Source organism: Vibrio sp. SCSIO 43133 (assembly GCF_023716845.1).
In the GTDB taxonomy this organism is placed as follows: domain Bacteria; phylum Pseudomonadota; class Gammaproteobacteria; order Enterobacterales; family Vibrionaceae; genus Vibrio; species Vibrio mediterranei.
Map to the genome: position 1 here is coordinate 2,711,427 of NZ_CP068024.1, position 16,687 is coordinate 2,728,113.

General features: G+C 43.6%; 17 protein-coding genes. 3 read left to right on the top strand and 14 right to left on the bottom strand.

Annotated features, from left to right (window positions below):
* Positions 1–93 precede the first annotated feature (93 nt).
* The 6 genes from JKJ11_RS12760 to JKJ11_RS12785 form a co-directional block, all read right to left on the bottom strand.
* A complete protein-coding gene (locus tag JKJ11_RS12760; RefSeq protein WP_236110860.1) occupies positions 94–1,344 on the bottom strand; it encodes a glutamate-5-semialdehyde dehydrogenase in 1,251 nt (416 codons plus the stop codon).
* A gap of 17 nt (positions 1,345–1,361) precedes the next feature.
* Positions 1,362–2,498 (bottom strand): glutamate 5-kinase, encoded by a 1,137-nt coding sequence (proB, locus tag JKJ11_RS12765; protein WP_082795499.1) that lies wholly within the window; start codon positions 2,496–2,498, stop codon positions 1,362–1,364.
* Between the two features lie 136 nt (positions 2,499–2,634).
* Positions 2,635–3,024 carry a sigma factor-binding protein Crl gene (crl, locus tag JKJ11_RS12770; protein ID WP_006075710.1) on the bottom strand — a complete coding sequence of 130 codons (390 nt, stop codon included), beginning with the start codon at positions 3,022–3,024 and terminating at the stop codon, positions 2,635–2,637.
* A 129-nt stretch (positions 3,025–3,153) separates the two neighbouring features.
* A complete protein-coding gene (frsA, locus tag JKJ11_RS12775) occupies positions 3,154–4,401 on the bottom strand; it encodes an esterase FrsA (protein ID WP_031494605.1) in 1,248 nt (415 codons plus the stop codon).
* A gap of 91 nt (positions 4,402–4,492) precedes the next feature.
* Entirely contained in the window at positions 4,493–4,957 is a 465-nt protein-coding gene (gene gpt, locus JKJ11_RS12780; protein WP_038229262.1) for a xanthine phosphoribosyltransferase, read from the bottom strand.
* Positions 4,958–4,988: 31 nt separating this feature from the next.
* On the bottom strand, positions 4,989–6,281 hold the full coding sequence (locus tag JKJ11_RS12785; protein WP_031494607.1) for an NCS2 family permease: 1,293 nt from the start codon (positions 6,279–6,281) through the stop codon (positions 4,989–4,991).
* Positions 6,282–7,174: 893 nt separating this feature from the next.
* On the opposite strand from JKJ11_RS12785, the gene JKJ11_RS12790 reads away from it, so the two are divergent.
* The 3 genes from JKJ11_RS12790 (at position 7,175) to JKJ11_RS12800 (ending at position 9,191) form a co-directional block, all read left to right on the top strand.
* Positions 7,175–8,644 carry an aminoacyl-histidine dipeptidase gene (locus JKJ11_RS12790; protein WP_171391835.1) on the top strand — a complete coding sequence of 490 codons (1,470 nt, stop codon included), beginning with the start codon at positions 7,175–7,177 and terminating at the stop codon, positions 8,642–8,644.
* A 139-nt stretch (positions 8,645–8,783) separates the two neighbouring features.
* On the top strand, positions 8,784–8,990 hold the full coding sequence (locus tag JKJ11_RS12795; RefSeq protein WP_006075713.1) for a YaeP family protein: 207 nt from the start codon (positions 8,784–8,786) through the stop codon (positions 8,988–8,990).
* Between the two features lie 9 nt (positions 8,991–8,999).
* Positions 9,000–9,191: a DUF4250 domain-containing protein gene (locus tag JKJ11_RS12800; RefSeq protein WP_038229260.1), complete on the top strand. Its 192-nt coding sequence runs from the start codon at positions 9,000–9,002 to the stop codon at positions 9,189–9,191.
* Positions 9,192–9,267: 76 nt separating this feature from the next.
* Here the strand turns inward: JKJ11_RS12800 and JKJ11_RS12805 are convergent, their stop codons facing one another.
* The 8 genes from JKJ11_RS12805 to nqrE form a co-directional block, all read right to left on the bottom strand.
* Positions 9,268–10,629, bottom strand: coding sequence for a sodium-dependent transporter (locus JKJ11_RS12805; protein ID WP_172427882.1), 1,362 nt, complete (start codon positions 10,627–10,629; stop codon positions 9,268–9,270).
* 259 nt (positions 10,630–10,888) lie between these two features.
* Positions 10,889–11,656, bottom strand: coding sequence for a YggN family protein (locus JKJ11_RS12810; RefSeq protein WP_252038288.1), 768 nt, complete (start codon positions 11,654–11,656; stop codon positions 10,889–10,891).
* 21 nt (positions 11,657–11,677) lie between these two features.
* Positions 11,678–12,154: a GreA/GreB family elongation factor gene (locus JKJ11_RS12815; protein ID WP_240206923.1), complete on the bottom strand. Its 477-nt coding sequence runs from the start codon at positions 12,152–12,154 to the stop codon at positions 11,678–11,680.
* A gap of 39 nt (positions 12,155–12,193) precedes the next feature.
* Positions 12,194–13,264, bottom strand: coding sequence for a DNA polymerase IV (gene dinB, locus JKJ11_RS12820; protein ID WP_252038289.1), 1,071 nt, complete (start codon positions 13,262–13,264; stop codon positions 12,194–12,196).
* 148 nt (positions 13,265–13,412) lie between these two features.
* Positions 13,413–13,646, bottom strand: coding sequence for a (Na+)-NQR maturation NqrM (nqrM, locus tag JKJ11_RS12825; protein ID WP_006075179.1), 234 nt, complete (start codon positions 13,644–13,646; stop codon positions 13,413–13,415).
* Positions 13,647–13,658: 12 nt separating this feature from the next.
* Entirely contained in the window at positions 13,659–14,684 is a 1,026-nt protein-coding gene (locus tag JKJ11_RS12830) for an FAD:protein FMN transferase (RefSeq protein ID WP_006075180.1), read from the bottom strand.
* 162 nt (positions 14,685–14,846) lie between these two features.
* Positions 14,847–16,070, bottom strand: coding sequence for an NADH:ubiquinone reductase (Na(+)-transporting) subunit F (gene nqrF, locus JKJ11_RS12835; protein ID WP_006075181.1), 1,224 nt, complete (start codon positions 16,068–16,070; stop codon positions 14,847–14,849).
* Positions 16,071–16,087: 17 nt separating this feature from the next.
* Positions 16,088–16,684: an NADH:ubiquinone reductase (Na(+)-transporting) subunit E gene (nqrE, locus tag JKJ11_RS12840; protein WP_006075182.1), complete on the bottom strand. Its 597-nt coding sequence runs from the start codon at positions 16,682–16,684 to the stop codon at positions 16,088–16,090.
* Positions 16,685–16,687 lie beyond the last annotated feature (3 nt).

A 16,687-nucleotide genomic window follows, 5' to 3' on the forward strand; every position in this document is an offset into this window, starting at 1 on the left:
CTCTAAGTAAGTCGTCATTGCAACAGAAGCACACAAACAAAAAAGTCAGAGCTTACAGCTCTGACTTTTTCAATTCATCATGCTTGTGATTTATTACGCACGTGGCAAGTAATCAGCCTTTCCAACCCACTTGTAGCTGGTTAGTTCTTCTAAGCCCATTGGACCGCGAGCATGAAGCTTCTGAGTAGATACGGCAACTTCAGCACCTAAGCCAAACTGCGCTCCATCGGTAAAACGCGTAGATGCGTTGACATAAACCGCTGCCGAACCAGCTGAGTTGATGAACTTTTCTGAGTTCACTAAGCTGTTAGTCATAATAGCGTCGGAGTGACTAGCATTATGTACTCGCATATGGTGAATCGCTTCTTCCACATCCGCGACCACTTTCACACCTAGTGTAAAACTCAACCACTCAGTATCAAAATCGCCCTCGCCTGCACTTCTTAAGTCTTCCGTGCCAGCTAGAATAGCCTCCGCCTTTGGCTCAGCGACTAGGCTCACTTTACCTTTGAGACGCTCGGCAAGCATCGGTAAGAACTCTGCCGCTACCTTCTCATGCACTAGTAGGGTGTCCAATGCATTACACGCGGATGGACGCTGAACTTTAGAGTTTTCTACCACATCTAACGAACGTACTAGATCAGCAGAGTCGTCAACGAAAATATGACTGATACCAAAGCCGCCAATGATTACTGGTATATTACTGTTCTCTTTACACATTTTGTGTAAACCGGCACCACCACGAGGAATGATCATATCGACATAATCATCCAACTTAAGCAGTTGTGATACAAGCTCACGATCTGGCTTTTCAATATACTGAACCGAAGCAGCTGGTAAGCCCGCTTTATCTAACGCCAATTGAATGACTTTCACCAGTTCCATATTGGAGTAAAACGTCTCTTTACCGCCACGCAGAATGCTTGCGTTACCTGTTTTTAGGCAGAGCGCCGCAATATCGATGGTTACGTTTGGACGCGCTTCATAGATAACACCTACTACACCAAGTGGCACGCGACGACGAGACAGACTCATGCCGTTCTCAAGGATTTTGCTGTCAATTTCACTGCCAACAGGATCTGACAAGGTGATCACATTGCGCACGTCATCAGCAATGCCTTTCAAGCGCTGCTCGTTTAACAGCAAACGGTCCAAAAGTGCTTCAGTAAGCCCTGCTTGACGGCCAAGCTCAATGTCTTTAGCGTTTGCCGCTAGGATTACGTCAGCATTAGCTTCTAGCTCATCAGCAATGATCTGTAGCGCATTGTTTTTTTGAGCAGTCGATGCAGTAGCCAGAGAGAAGCTTGCTTGCTTGGCATTCTGACCGAGTTTAATCATATCCATTACTTATCCCTTTATTCTTAATCTTGAATGACAACCATATCGTCGCGGTGAATGACTTCAGCACCATAGTCATAGCCTAAAGTCTCACCGATTTCTTTACTGTGTTTACCTGCAATTTTCGCTAGGTCAGTATCGGAGTAGCCACAAATTCCTTTTGCAACCAGTGCTCCGTCTTTGGTTGTCACACGCACCACTTCACCTCGAGCGAAGCGGCCTGAAACTTTAACAACACCTTTTGCGAGTAAACTGCTGCCTTTGCCAATCACAGCATTGACAGCCCCCGCATCGATGACAATGTTACCCGTTGCTGCCGGGCCAGCAAGAATCCAACGTTTACGATTCTCTAGTGCTTCTGGAAGTGGTAGGAAGCGTGTACCTTGGGGCTCATCTGACAACGAATCAAACACCACGTTCTCAGCACTACCAGCAGCGATAATAACTTCAATACCGGCACGACGTGCAATATCCGCTGCCTGAAGTTTGGTTGCCATACCGCCTGTGCCCAATGTCGTTCCACTGCCGCCAGCAATCTTACGAAGCGTTTCATCAATCGTAGTGACTTCGCGAATAAGTTCCGCATTAGGATCCTTGCGAGGATCGGCGGTAAACAGGCCACGCTGATCGGTTAACAGCAGCAGTTTGTCTGCACCACACAAGATACCCACCAATGCTGACAGGTTATCGTTATCACCAACTTTAATCTCGCTAGTCGCAACCGCATCATTCTCATTCACAACCGGAATAATGTCGTTTTCCACTAGCGCATTGATGGTGTCACGTGCATTCAAGAATCGCTCACGATCCTCAAGATCTGCGCGTGTTAGCAGCATTTGACCGATTTTAAGTCCGTAAATCGCAAATAGCGACTCCCAAACTTGAATCAACTGACTTTGTCCCACAGCCGCTAATAGCTGCTTACTCGCCATTGAATTGGGAAGTGCGGGGTACCCTAGGTGCTCTCTGCCTGCGGCAATAGCACCAGAAGATACCATAACCACAGAATGACCAAGCTTTTTCAGCTCAGCACATTGTCTAACGAGCTCGACCATATGCGCTTTGTTTAGCGCTAGGGAACCACCTGTAAGAACGCTTGTTCCTAACTTCACCACTACAGTTTTTTTGTCTGTAGCTTGACGATTAATATCAGTTGTCATCTCTGTTTGTTGGACACGAAAGTTAAATAAGGAGTGATGTTTTAGCAATCAAACATCATTTATACAAGTAAAAAGTGAGAGGATTGGAAAAGCAGCAAAAAAAAGCCCCAATCGAGACATTGAGGCTTTGTAAACGTTACACGAACTCTACAGAGTCATCATGTATTGCTACATCCAACGAGAACTTTTCTTGAAGCGCAGAAACCAACTTTTCATGGAACACTTCTTGTGTTCGAGTAATCTCTTGAGTTGCTGATTCCGGAGCCGATTCTAGGACCCACTCACCTACTTGGTTATAGCGACCAATCTGATACGTTGCTTCAAATTGCTCGTCAACTAGGCTCAAATCAACCCACCAACCCCAAAACTCTCTATCTTCTGGAGACTTAGTATCATCAACACAAACGGAAAGGCAATCAAAGTGATAAAACCCTTCTTTGCATAGAGGCTCTCTAAGATAAGGACCAATCGCTTTTAGAGCAGTGAGCAAACGATAATGCGTAGGGTTTTTAGCCGCTTCTGACATGGGGAAACTCCATTTATAAGTAAAATTAGTTATTGAATTGAAATAGCGTTAAATTTTCCGAGATATTTATTGTTTTATCATATATTTGATTACACGCTTATTTCATATTTAACTAATTTACCACAAATGTCACCTCCAAAGTTCGTCCTCCAACCACTTAATCGCCATTTCGAGTGATTGCTCATATCCTTTAGCAATACCTTTCGCAGGTATTTGTTTTGCCTTGCCGTAATCACTGAACATGGCTACCAAGCGGTTGTCTGAATGTGGTGAAACCATATCGCCTTCTAGGCTCATTGCTAAGATCGGCACTTTCGTGCGACGAGCACTGAGGAAGCCTTGTATCTTGAGTGACCAAGCCATTAACTGCCCTGACAAACTATTGATATCAATAGCATCTTTGCCTAATCGAGAGCCCAGCATATCCAAATACATCTTAGGCATGTTCTGGATTTTCTTTGGACTCGTCAGCAAATCATGGATAGGTGCGCCAAGTGATACACAACCTTTAATCTTATTGGGTTCAAGGAAAGACAACCTTACCATCGCGTTGCCACCAAAACGGAAACCTAATAGACCTACTTTGAAATGATCAACCCATGGGATATTTGGTAGCTCGTTTAGCACAGCTTGGTGTAAGCAAGACGTGTCTTCCGTTAGGGGCCAATGAGAGCTGTGACCGATAGAAGGCATATCGACGGTTAACATCGCAATGCCTGCTGGTGCAAGGTAATCGCGGAACAAACGCCACATGTCTGTTTGTAAGGAGTCGAGACCAGCACTCACTATAACAACAGGTTGTGGTTTGTCTGTGCTAACTAAGTGCAGATTAGCAATAATACGTTTGTTCTTATAAGGAACTTCAATTTGCTTAATAATGTGACTAGTGCGTTTTGCTGCCTCATTGTAAGCCGTATTCGCTAGCACCTGCGCCTGTAACGCAAGATTGTCGTTCTTTAGATGAGGGTAACCTGCAATGCTAAAACAAAGTGAGGCTTTAAATAACTCTTCGGCCGAATCATCACCAGTCACATCATTAGCACGCTTTTGATGCAACATACCAAGCTTCGTCCACTCATAGTTCCAGTTACCACCGTGATAGCCCATTACGGTATCCAGCCACTCGTCAACCGTACGAGAATGTTTTGATGAGGCAATGGTCGCTAGCACACTTTCCTGTTCAATAGGATCAATACCCTGCCAAACCCATTGCAACCGTAGTAGGTTTCGGTACCAAGAGGTTGGGTTCTCCGCTCTGCGCTCCTCAAGCAGCTTATCGCTACTCGGCATATATCTAATCAGACGGGAGGTTTCTTTTGCCTGTTTGTTTTTCTCGAACAACGTCTCAGAGATATTCTTGCTGGTTTCTTCAGACATGTCATAGCCTTCTAATGGAACTTTGTCCTATATAGTAATAAAAAAAATGACCCAATAAAGGGTCATTTTTCGCAAATACAGATTGATGTATTTATTTTTGTTTACGGTTGATTGGCTCAACGTAAGACAGCACCATATCCCATGGCTGCTCAATCCAACAGTCCTGAGCGATGTCAACGATGTATTCATCAACAAGCTCAACACCCGCAGGTTTCGCACATACTGTTACAAATTTAGCTTTAGGGTACATCTCGCGGATCTTACGAGCAGTGTCGCCACTGTCTACTAAATCATCAACGATTAGATAACCTTCACCATCATGCTCAGGTGCTTTTAGCACTGTCATGTCACGCTGATGATCGTGATCGTAGCTAGAGATACATACCGTATCTACGTAACGAATACCTAGCTCACGAGCCAGAATTGCAGCAGGAACCAGACCACCACGGCTTACGCCTAGAATGCCTTTCCACTGTTCTGCTGGCATTTGACGCTCAGCAAGTTGACGGCAATATGCGTGCATATTGTCCCATGTGATGATGAATTTGTTAGCCATAGTAAAAACCTAATTAAAACGTGTTCGTGCGTTATGCAGCCAAAATGTACTTCATGATAAAGATTGCCGACATTACCCATACACTTAGAGAAACGTCACGTCCTTTACCACTCAATGCTTTGATCGCCGCGTAAGCAATGAAACCTAACGAGATACCTTCTGCAATAGAGAATGTAAAAGGCATCAGCAAGCAAGTTACAACAACCGGCGCAGCTTCTGTAATGTCTCTCCAGTCGATACCAACTAGACCAGACATCATAAGAATTGCTACGTAAAACAGAGCACCTGCAGTTGCGTAAGCTGGGATCATACCCGCCAAAGGCGAGAAGAATAAAGCAAGTACAAACAAAATGCCAACAACAACTGCAGTCAGACCTGTACGACCGCCAGCAGCCACACCTGCTGTACTCTCTACATATGAGGTTGTGTTTGACGTACCCAGTAGTGCACCTACTGATGTCGCTGTTGAATCCGCTAGAAGCGCTTTGTTCAAGCGTGGGATTTTGCCATCTTTGCCGATTAAATCTGCTTTTTGAGCAACGCCAACCAGCGTACCTGCAGTGTCAAACAAGTCGACGAATAAGAAAGCAAATACCACTGAAATCATGCCAATCTCAAACACGGCTGAGAAATCTAATTGCATGAAGGTAGGCGCAATGCTTGGTGGAGCAGACATGATACCGCCCCACTGCACGTCACCAAAAATAAGACCAAGACCGGTTACCGCCAAGATAGCGATCATTACTGCACCTTTTACACCACGGTGTACAAGTGCAATAGTCAGAAAGAAACCAACTGCAGCGAGAGTTGCTGGCAGTGACGTGATATGACCAAGCGAAACCAGTGTTGCTGGGTTATCGACAACAATACCCGCGTTTTTCAGCGCGATAAGTGCCAAAAATAGACCAATACCCGCAGAAATACCGGTTCTAAGCGACATTGGAATGGAGTTAATGATCCACTCACGAATTTTGAACACACTCAAAAGGATGAACAAGACACCTGAGCAAAATACTGCCGCTAGAGCCACTTGCCATGTGTAACCCATACCTAGCACAACCGCGTAGGTAAAGAACGCATTCAGCCCCATACCAGGAGCCTGTGCGATTGGATAGTTAGCTACGAAGCCCATGATGAAACAGCCAATAGCAGCCGCAAGACAGGTAGCAACGAATACTGCGCCGCGATCCATGCCGGCATCAGCTAGAATTGCTGGGTTAACAAAAATAATGTAAGCCATCGTCAGGAAGGTTGTTAAACCTGCGATGATCTCAGTGCGCACATTGGTACCATGTTCACTGAGTTTAAACAGCCTTTCGAGCATAATCGAATCCCTAAAATGTAAAAAGTAAACGGTTGCGTAAACGATTGGCGCGAATTATAAGGTTATCAAAACGCAAATTCCACCTAGAATTTTGACTCTAAACCAAATAATTTTAAGTTGATATGAAACCTATTCGGTAACAATAACTAACAATTTGATGTAGTTACTCAATCGTCAATAGAATTCAGTGTAGTCAGGCTATTTACCGTTCGTTCACTATTTGAACGTTTTTTGAGATTAAGACGGTAGTTTGGGGAGATAAAAGGCAAAAAAAACGCCACTCAGTTGAGTGGCGGTAGAATAATTTGGTCATCAATTGGGGTATATAACCAACGAAAAATTCTAAATATAGGGGTATAAATCGTTCACTATCTACCAAAGTAGACATTGTACGCGAAGTCTTTTGTGTATACGTTTTGAGTTGTCCAAAACATCGCGCTTGCTAAACCTTTCATAAACATCACCTTCTAACAAAACATCATTGTGCATTAATTGCTTTGAATCTCGGTTCCTTGGAGGCGATAAATCGGGCTCTTTCCGTGAGCAGTATCGTTGAGTCTCTCAACTGTTCAAAAGAATACCATATCGGATTTTTATTACAAGCACAAAAGCGATCTAAGTCACAATTATTTTAATGATGATTAATTTATTACTTAAAACTGTAATTAAATTACAAAAACAACACTATCAAATATGCACCTAGACTCATTCAAGTCTGGTAACTAAGCTTTACCACCGTTTCTACAAGATACTTCAGGTTTGACTACTACCTATTTACAACTAATGATATCCTTTGCTTTATCTTAAATAAGCTAGAAAACCAGACGTTCCCTTCAAAATAAGGGGCATCTGAGGAACAACTATCTAGCAAAGCCCGTCAAAAGGAGAGTTCCGTGTCTGAATTCCATTCTGAAATCAGTAAGTTGTCACCAGCACCTGTCTGGCAATTTTTCGATAAAATCTGCTCTATCCCTCACCCATCTAAGCATGAAGAAGCTCTTGCAGAGTACATTGTCGGCTGGGCAAAGGAGCAAGGTCTTGAAGTAAAACGTGACAAAACTGGCAACGTCTTCATTAAGAAGCCTGCTACCGCAGGAATGGAGCATAAGAAAGGTGTTGTGCTTCAAGCGCACATCGATATGGTACCGCAAAAGAACGAAGATACTGACCATGACTTTACCGTTGACCCAATTCAACCTTACATCGATGGCGAATGGGTAACCGCAAAAGGCACAACATTGGGTGCTGATAACGGTATTGGTATGGCAACATGTTTAGCTGTACTTGCTTCTAATGACATCAAACACGGTCCTCTAGAGGTATTGCTGACTATCGACGAAGAAGCTGGTATGACTGGCGCGTTTGGTCTTGAAGCAGGTTGGCTGGAAGGTGACATCCTACTTAACACGGATTCAGAGCAAGAAGGTGAAGTCTACATGGGCTGTGCTGGCGGTATCGACGCAGCAATTACTTTCGAGGTAAATCGTGAAGCAGCTCCTGAAGGTTATGTGGCGCGTCAGCTGACATTAAAAGGTCTTAAAGGCGGACACTCCGGGTGCGATATCCATACTGGTCGCGGCAATGCTAACAAGCTGCTGGCTCGCTTCCTTGCTGGTCATGCTCAAGAGTTAGACGCACGTCTTATTGAATTCCGTGGCGGTAGCTTACGTAATGCCATCCCACGTGAAGGTTTTGTCACCCTTGCACTGCCAGAAACGAATCTAGCAAAGCTGGACGAATTATACAGCTTCTATACTGAACTGCTGAAATCTGAGCTTGGCGCTATCGAAACCGATATTGTTACCTTTAACGATGCAGCTGACTTAGCTGATGTATTTGCGACAGAATCTCAAGCTCGCTTCATTGCAGCACTAAACGCTTGTCCAAATGGCGTGATTCGCATGAGTGATGATATTGAAGGCGTGGTAGAAACCTCGTTAAACGTTGGCGTTATCACCACTCAAACAGATAAAGTAGAAGTACTTTGTTTGATTCGCTCTTTAATTGATTCTGGGCGTTCACAAGTTGAAGGCATGCTAGCCTCTATCGCAGAGCTAGCTGGCGCTACTATCCAATGCTCAGGCGCATATCCTGGTTGGAAGCCTGATCCAGAATCAGAAATCATGGCTATCTTCCGTGACATGTATGAAGGTATCTATGGTCACAAACCAAACATTATGGTCATTCACGCGGGCTTAGAGTGTGGTCTGTTCAAAGAACCATACCCTAGCATGGATATGGTCTCGTTTGGCCCAACGATCAAGTTCCCTCATTCGCCAGATGAGAAAGTGAAAATCGATACCGTTGAACTGTTCTGGAACCAAATGGTTGCGCTATTAGAAGCCATTCCTGCTAAAGCATAATTTGCTGCTTTAATCGCCATGATCAAGCCGATGTTTAACCATAACATCGGCTTTTTTGTTTCATATCAAAAGGCAGTTTTGTTTTTTCCGTTACCTCTGTGTATATTGAGACAAGTTATCATTTACAGAGATCATTGATATGCAAGTTTACGGTTGTTGTGACTTAGTAAGAGAAATCTACGCCCAAATTGGTAGTGGTGACCAAGGTTATATCCCCCAGGCTATTTCTTGTGCAGTACGTGCGTTAAACGACATTGCAGCGGACGAATCCTTACCTTTGGAAACACGTGAAAAGGCAGCTTTTGCCGCCGCCAATTTACTCATTTCCGACTTTGAAGATAAGTAGAGACACATTATGAATCTAGCGAACTTTGAAAGTATGGACCCCATCATGCTGATGAGTATTGTTAATATGAAGCTACGGGACGATTTTGGTGGCGATCTCGACAAACTTGCTAACTTCTTCGATATCAGTAAGTCGGCATTAATTGAGAAACTAGCAGGTGCTGGGTTTGATTTTCTTCCCGAGGCTGGTCAATTTCGATAAGACGTAGACACGACGTTTTCTTTGTAAAAAAGCTCTGCAAATGCAGAGCTTTTTTACTGATCTCATTCTGTTTGTCTCAACCAAACGATGCCCAAATAACCGTAATCACTAAGATCGGGCAGACAAATTTCACGTAGAAAGGCCATACCTTGCCAAACCAGCCAAGTTGAAAGTCTGGACAGCCTTGTTCAAGTTCTTTTATCTTACCAGCTCGGCTCCAGACCCAACCACCAAATAAGCAGAACAACAGGGCAGCGACTGGTTGTAAATATTGTGTCGCTACCATAGCAACCAGGCCAAATAGCTCTGCAAAATTAAACACAATATAGACACTAAATAGAGCGATTAATGCGCCCAATACCCAACTGGTTTTCTTACGGCCAGTCTTGAAGCGTTCATCCACTAACGCTACCGGACATTCAAGCATCGAAATAGAAGACGTTAGCGCTGCAATAGTAAGCAACAAGAAGAAAACAACAGAAAACACTAAACCCAATAAGCCAAGAGATTCAAACATCAATGGCAGCACGGTAAAAACAAGCGTGTCGGAGCTCAATAATGAACCGTCTTCAGCATAGATTTGTACCCCTTTCTGCATAGCAACAAACATCGCTGGCATCACCACCAAACCAGCGATAAATGCCACCGCTGTATCTACTAACGTGACGTTCATCGCCATCTTCGGCAGGTTCTCTTTTTTTGAAAGGTAAGAGCCATAAATCAGCATTGAACAGCCACCTATCGTTAATGAGAAAAAACCCTGTCCCATGGCAGCAAGAATTAATTTCCTGTCCCAAACTTTTTCGAAATCAGGGATTAGGTAATGCTTGAGTCCTTCCATCGCTCCTTGTTGCATCATGATATAAACGAATAACAACGCAAATAGAATGAAGAGTGAAGGCATTAATCGGGTTGACCATTTCTCGATCCCCTGTTTAACACCACCTTGAACGATAAGAACAGTGAGAAGGTAGAAGACAATGGTACCGAACACGTTGCGTTCGACACTAAAACCCTTGAACCAGTCGGCAAGACTCGTTAAGCCTGCAATATCTGCTAACGCCCCAAACAAGAAGCAAATCAGCCAGCCACCAACAATGGAATAAAATGCTAGTACTGCGCATGGCACAGAAAGGCCAATCCAGCCAACGAGGCCGCCCGCTCGTTTACCTAGAGCATTAGTGGTTAGTGACTTCATACTATCCACTGGGTTGGCTTGACCATGACGACCAATCGCCATTTCCACAACCAACATAGGAAAGGCGACCACCAAAATCATCACCAAATAAACCAACAAAAATGCCCCACCGCCATTACTTGCAGCTTGAGTTGGGAATCCCCAGATGTTGCCGAGACCAACAGCTGCACCAGCTGCAGCCAGTATAAAGCCAAGTCGAGAACCAAAATGCTCCCTTGGAGCTGAAGAAGAATTAGAAATGTCCACTGCGAATATCATACCGTACTAGTTTGCTGGTACAGTATGATAAAAATGCGACGAGAGCAATGTTATTTAGTTAAATACTCTAATATAAACATCAGTATTAATAGTAAGTTTTTCGTTACAGCAAAAAAAAAGCAACTTAATTTACAATTACCAAAAGATGCAACACTAAAACCCAACATCCTAATACAAAAAACTCCGCTATTACTTTTTAAGCACTAGCGGAGCTCATAGATAACTTACAGTAATAACAAAGTTAAATAGTAAAGACTTGATAGTCCTTTAACTCTGGGATTTTCTTTTGAAGATCTTGCTCTTGTTCAGCAACATCATTGAGAGAATCGCAGTAATCTTCTGCTTGTTGCTTCAACGATTCAGACTGTACCTTCATGGTTTCTGACATACGAGTTTTGAGCTCGTCCATCTGCTTCGATAGTTCAGTCAAATTCAAGCCTCCCTCTTCACTCATTTTCTCTTGAAGAGCAGTAAACGCACTACTAAAGAATTCTTTATTAAAAACTTCTTTCGCTTTAGCGACATCTTGTTCCCAATTGTCCATAAAGGAGCTAAAGGCTTCAGATTGTAAAACAAACTCGCCATTATTTTCATATCGAGATTCCACATCAGCAAAAAACTCGGCAACGGCTTGTTTTACGTTTTGGAACGCTTCTGAGTTGTCAAAACTCTCTGCAACATCGTCGATAAGTTCATTGGTAAGTTCGAGCCCGTTTTCCGCAAGCTCCTTCGCTTTAGGCACGTACTTATTCATGTTTTCGCGATAACTTTCAAGTGCTTCTTTTTGCAACTGAGTCAGCTCTATCGCTTTCCCATTGATGAATAAGTTATTGTCTTGATCAATAAGTACTTTAGAAGCGGGGGTCTTTACAATTTCTACCTGCTCGCCATCAAGGTGAACTTCATTCTTGATATCGACACCACACTGATCCACAGCCAAAGCATGACCCGAGGCTAGTAAGGTGCTTAATAATAGACTACGACTGAACACTCTATTGTGTATCTTCATAAATTACCCTATAGCATACGCTTAATATAAGTGAATAATAGCATAATGCGTCAGTTTCTCTCCAATACTAACCACAACCTCATCATCAATAGACTTACCAATTAGGGCCCTACCTAAAGGAGAATGTGGTGTGACTACCTTGATTGTCGGCTCTTCAATGGTCAGGCCGCCAGCACATGGTAGTACGAAAAATCGCGACACTACTTCGTCTTCATCTTCTATCTCTACCACGGTGGTAAGTCTAACATTGTCTAGTGACGAGAATGGATTCAATACCATTTTGCGAAGTAATGCGATATCGCTTTTTACTTGCTCCAACCTCACCGCTTGCCCGTGAGCAAGGTATGAAGCTTCTAAAGCCAAGGTATCATATTTATGCTCTGGCACTGTTTCTTCATTGGTCGCGGCGTCAACCGTTTTCTCCATCGCGGAAGTTAACATCACAACGTTCTGTTCCAGTTGACCGATCACGTCATCTAGCAGCGCTTGCTTGTCCATTGAGCTCCTTACTACAATTACTAGTTAACAATGTAACGGTTAATCTTCAAACATCGTCAGTTGGCGAGCTTGCTCTATGGGCTCCAACATAACGCTTAATCCTAACAAACGAATCTCGCGGCCTTGTTGACGCTCTAACACCTCTCGCAGCAGGTCTTTAAAATATGCTAAATCCAATCTATTGTGGACATGCTCGATGGTCGTTAGTTTAAAGTCAGCAAACTTCACTTTGATGCCTTGCTTGATAACATTACGTTTAGGCTGAGCTTTATTAAGTCGCATATCCAGCTCTGGGTACAACTTCTCTTCTATTACTTGCCAACATTGTTCAAAGGACGAAATATTAGTGCTAAACGTCCTTTCGACACCAATGGACTTACGCTCTCGCTCGACGACCACTTCCCGCTCATCAATTCCGTGACTCTTTTTCCACAGAGAAGCACCAAGGCGCCCAAAGCGCACGATCAGCTCTCGGTAATCACTATTACGAACGTCTAAACAAGTAAAAAGACCTGCTTTGTTAAGTTTCTCAAGGCTGACCTTTCCCACTCCAGGTATCTTACCAAGTTCGAGATCATCAACAACCTGTTGTACTTTATCGGGTGGAATCACAAACTGACCATTTGGCTTATTCATATCTGAAGCGATTTTGGCGAGAAACTTCAATGGTGCGACGCCTGCTGAAGCCGTGAGTTGTAATTCATCCCAGATGTCTTTGCGAATCGCTTCCGCAATCAGAGTTGCAGAGTTTTGACAGTGTGGAGAATCGGTAACGTCTAAATAAGCTTCGTCCAGAGACAGTGGCTCAATCAACGAAGTATAACGAGAGAATATCTCTCGAATCTTAATTGAGGTCTCTTTATAAATCTGCATACGTCCAGGGACTAGCAACAAATTGGGACAAAGCTTAAGCGCTTGTGCAGTTGGCATAGCTGAACGAACCCCAAACTTTCGAGCTTCATAATTGCATGTGCTTATTACGCCTCTCTGGCGCTCGCTGCCACCAACCGCTAGTGCCTTACCGCGATAGTGAGGATTATCTCGCATTTCCACTGCGGCGTAGAAGCAATCCATATCAACATGGATGAATTTTCGTATTTTGTCAGACACCGCCACTCACAACTGTTTATTTATACAGTTTAATTATACGACGAGTTTTCAGGTAATCAAAACAAAAAGACCAGAGCATTACTCTGGTCTTTCATAAAGTATTAAGGTTGACGCAATTATCAAAACCGCAGCAAACCAGATTGAACGCTTACGCAATACGGTCCTTTTCCCACGCTGCAAGCTTCTCAGCACGCGCTTGCTCACGTGCTTCACGCTTCTTACGTGCGTCACATGGTTCTGGGCAGTTACAAACTTTGTCAATACCTACGGCACCTAGTCCACCGCAGCTACCTTTTACCACTTTCTTCTGGATAATATAGCCAATCGACATGGCAGCAATAACCGCTAAGAAAACACCAAACGTAATTAAAAATGTATTCATGTGATTGACCTATTACTTGTTCAGATAAGGTTTAAACGCTTCTGATGCAAACTCTTCAAAACCGTCTTCTGTTTTAACTATGATAAAGGCTGGGATATTGTTTTGATCAGCGATCTCTAGTGCTTTCTCTTCACCCAAAACCATCAGTCCTGTCGCAAGTCCATCCGCTGTCATGGATGACTTATCCAAAATCGTCACCGACACCACTTTATTATGAATCGGCTTACCTGTCGAAGGATCAATGATGTGAGAATAGCGCACACCATCCTTCTCAAAGTAGTTACGATAGTCACCTGACGTGGCAATCGCCATATCTCCAGGTTCAATAATTTCTTGTACATTGCGCTCGTCTACGGTTGGCTTTTCAATAGCAATACGCCATTTCACGCTGTCACGATTAATCCCTTTCAGACGCATTTCACCACCCACTTCAACCATGTAATCTTGAATACCGATACTTTCAAGGTAGTTAGCTAAAACATCAACGCCCCAACCTTTTGCAATAGTAGATAGATCTACATACAGACTACGAAGGTCTTTTCTTAACGTTGTATCGGTTGCAGACAAATGCTTGATGCCAGTTTGCGCCTTACGAGACGCCAGTTCTTCATCACTCGGGACTACTTCTGGACGAGCTTCTGGTCCAAAACCCCACAAGTTAACCAACGGACCTACTGTCACATCAAGTGCGCCTTGTGTCAGTTCATTCAAACGAATGGCTTCGTTAACTACGATAGCGGTTTGTCGTGAAACAGGGAATGGTTCCGTACCATAGTAACGATTGAAGCGACTCAGTTCAGAATCTTGACGATACGTCGACATCTGATCGTTTACTTCTTCAAGTAATCGATTGATTTCAGCTTGAATGACTTCCGGTTTAGGGGACGTATCAGTCACAATGTACTTAACATTGTAGATTGTGCCCATTGTTGGTCCACTCAAATGAACCTGCTCACGCTGATTACCGCAACCCGACAAAATTACAGTCGCAAACAATACAACCAAAATTAGCTTAAGATGTTTAGCTAGATGAAACATACCTTTACTCACCTACTTTCAAAAGTATTTACGTTTGCCCAAAAAATAAATTTCTAGACAAACGTGAATAGTTTCAGAAACTTAGAAACAGGAAATGTGTTGTCCCTGAAAATACAAATGGCTGACTCACATGAGCCAGCCATGTCGATGCTTCAACGAAGATTAACCACCGAAGTCATCTAGAAGAATGTTTTCATCTTCTACACCAAGATCTTTCAGCATGCCGATAACAGCCGCGTTCATCATTGGTGGACCACACATGTAGTATTCACAATCTTCTGGTGCTTCGTGATCTTTGAGGTAGTTCTCATAGATTACGTTGTGGATGAAGCCTGTGTAACCATCCCAGTTATCTTCTGGCATTGGGTCAGATAGAGCAACGTGCCACTGGAAGTTATCGTTCTCAGCCTGTAGGCCGTCGAAATCTTCTACATAGAACATTTCACGTACAGAACGAGCACCATACCAGAAAGACATCTTACGCTTAGACTTCAGACGCTTAAGTTGGTCAAAGATGTGCGAACGCATTGGAGCCATACCAGCACCGCCACCGATGAATACCATTTCGTTGTCTGTTTCTTTCGCGAAGAACTCACCGAACGGACCTGAAATCGTACACTTGTCACCTTCTTTAAGTGACCAGATGAACGATGACATGATACCCGGTGGTACATCAGGATTATTAGGCGGCGGCGTAGCGATACGCACGTTTAGCATAATAATGCCTTCTTCTTCTGGGTAGTTAGCCATTGAGTATGCACGGATGCATTCTTCATTAACCACTGACTCATAGCGGAACAGGTTAAACTTGTCCCAGTCTTCACGATACTCTTCAGGTACGTCGAAGTCAGAGTACTTAACATGGTGAGCAGGTGCTTCGATCTGGATGTAACCACCAGCACGGAAAGGTACTGATTCGCCATCTGGAATCTGAAGCTTAAGCTCTTTGATGAAGGTTGCTTTGTTATCGTTTGAAATAACACTACATTCCCACTTCTTAACACCGAAGATTTCTTCTGGAAGCTCGATGTCCATGTCCGTCTTCATGTTAACCTGACATGCTAGACGCTCACCTTCACGTGCTTCACCTTTAGTAATATGGTCAAGCTCAGTAGGCAGAATGTCGCCACCACCAGTTTTCACTTTCACACGGCACTGACCACAAGAGCCACCACCACCACAAGCAGAAGACACGAATACGCCAGCACCAGCTAGAGCACCCAGAAGCTTACCGCCTGGTTGAGTTACGATTGCCTTCTCAGGATCGCCGTTTACAGAGATCGTGATGTCGCCTGTTGGTACTAGCTTAGATTTAGCGAACAAAATCACTAAAACTAGGGCTAGAACAATCAGCGTAAACATCACTACACCAAGAATAATGTCCATTGACTATTCCTTATACCTTACAGTTGAACACCAGAGAAAGACATGAAGCCTAGTGCCATCAGACCTACTGTGATGAACGTGATACCAAGACCACGAAGACCAGGAGGTACATCAGAGTACTTCATCTTCTCACGGATACCCGCTAGCGCAACGATAGCTAGCATCCAACCCACACCAGAACCAAAGCCGTAAACGACTGATTCAGCAAAGTTGTAATCACGCTGTACCATAAATGATACGCCACCAAAGATTGCACAGTTCACCGTGATTAGCGGTAGGAAGATACCTAGTGCGTTATACAAAGGTGGGAAGAAGCGGTCTAGTACCATCTCCAGGATTTGTACTAGTGCTGCGATTACACCGATAAAGGTAATAAAGTTCAAAAAGCTAAGGTCGACACCTGCAACTAGCGCATTTTCTTTTAGAACTAGGTTATACAGTAGGTTGTTTACAGGTACTGCGACTGTAAGTACAACGATTACTGCGACACCAAGACCGAAAGAAGTTTTAACTTTCTTTGAAACCGCTAGGAATGTACACATACCCAAGAAGAAAGAAAGCGCCAAGTTTTCGATGAAAATCGACTTAACTAATAAGCTAATATAATGTTCCATGAC

What these genes read in the sequence shown, in the direction of transcription:
- nqrM (WP_006075179.1), bottom strand. Translation starts at nt 13,646, where the DNA reads ATGAATACATTTTTAATTACGTTTGGTGTTTTCTTAGCGGTTATTGCT.
- crl (WP_006075710.1), bottom strand. Translation starts at nt 3,024, where the DNA reads ATGTCAGAAGCGGCTAAAAACCCTACGCATTATCGTTTGCTCACTGCT.
- JKJ11_RS12795 (WP_006075713.1), top strand. Translation starts at nt 8,784, where the DNA reads ATGCAAGTTTACGGTTGTTGTGACTTAGTAAGAGAAATCTACGCCCAA.
- nqrE (WP_006075182.1), bottom strand. Translation starts at nt 16,684, where the DNA reads ATGGAACATTATATTAGCTTATTAGTTAAGTCGATTTTCATCGAAAAC.
- JKJ11_RS12830 (WP_006075180.1), bottom strand. Translation starts at nt 14,684, where the DNA reads ATGTTTCATCTAGCTAAACATCTTAAGCTAATTTTGGTTGTATTGTTT.
- JKJ11_RS12815 (WP_240206923.1), bottom strand. Translation starts at nt 12,154, where the DNA reads ATGGACAAGCAAGCGCTGCTAGATGACGTGATCGGTCAACTGGAACAG.
- JKJ11_RS12760 (WP_236110860.1), bottom strand. Translation starts at nt 1,344, where the DNA reads ATGGATATGATTAAACTCGGTCAGAATGCCAAGCAAGCAAGCTTCTCT.
- JKJ11_RS12800 (WP_038229260.1), top strand. Translation starts at nt 9,000, where the DNA reads ATGAATCTAGCGAACTTTGAAAGTATGGACCCCATCATGCTGATGAGT.
- nqrF (WP_006075181.1), bottom strand. Translation starts at nt 16,070, where the DNA reads ATGGACATTATTCTTGGTGTAGTGATGTTTACGCTGATTGTTCTAGCC.
- JKJ11_RS12785 (WP_031494607.1), bottom strand. Translation starts at nt 6,281, where the DNA reads ATGCTCGAAAGGCTGTTTAAACTCAGTGAACATGGTACCAATGTGCGC.
- gpt (WP_038229262.1), bottom strand. Translation starts at nt 4,957, where the DNA reads ATGGCTAACAAATTCATCATCACATGGGACAATATGCACGCATATTGC.
- proB (WP_082795499.1), bottom strand. Translation starts at nt 2,498, where the DNA reads ATGACAACTGATATTAATCGTCAAGCTACAGACAAAAAAACTGTAGTG.
- JKJ11_RS12810 (WP_252038288.1), bottom strand. Translation starts at nt 11,656, where the DNA reads ATGAAGATACACAATAGAGTGTTCAGTCGTAGTCTATTATTAAGCACC.
- frsA (WP_031494605.1), bottom strand. Translation starts at nt 4,401, where the DNA reads ATGTCTGAAGAAACCAGCAAGAATATCTCTGAGACGTTGTTCGAGAAA.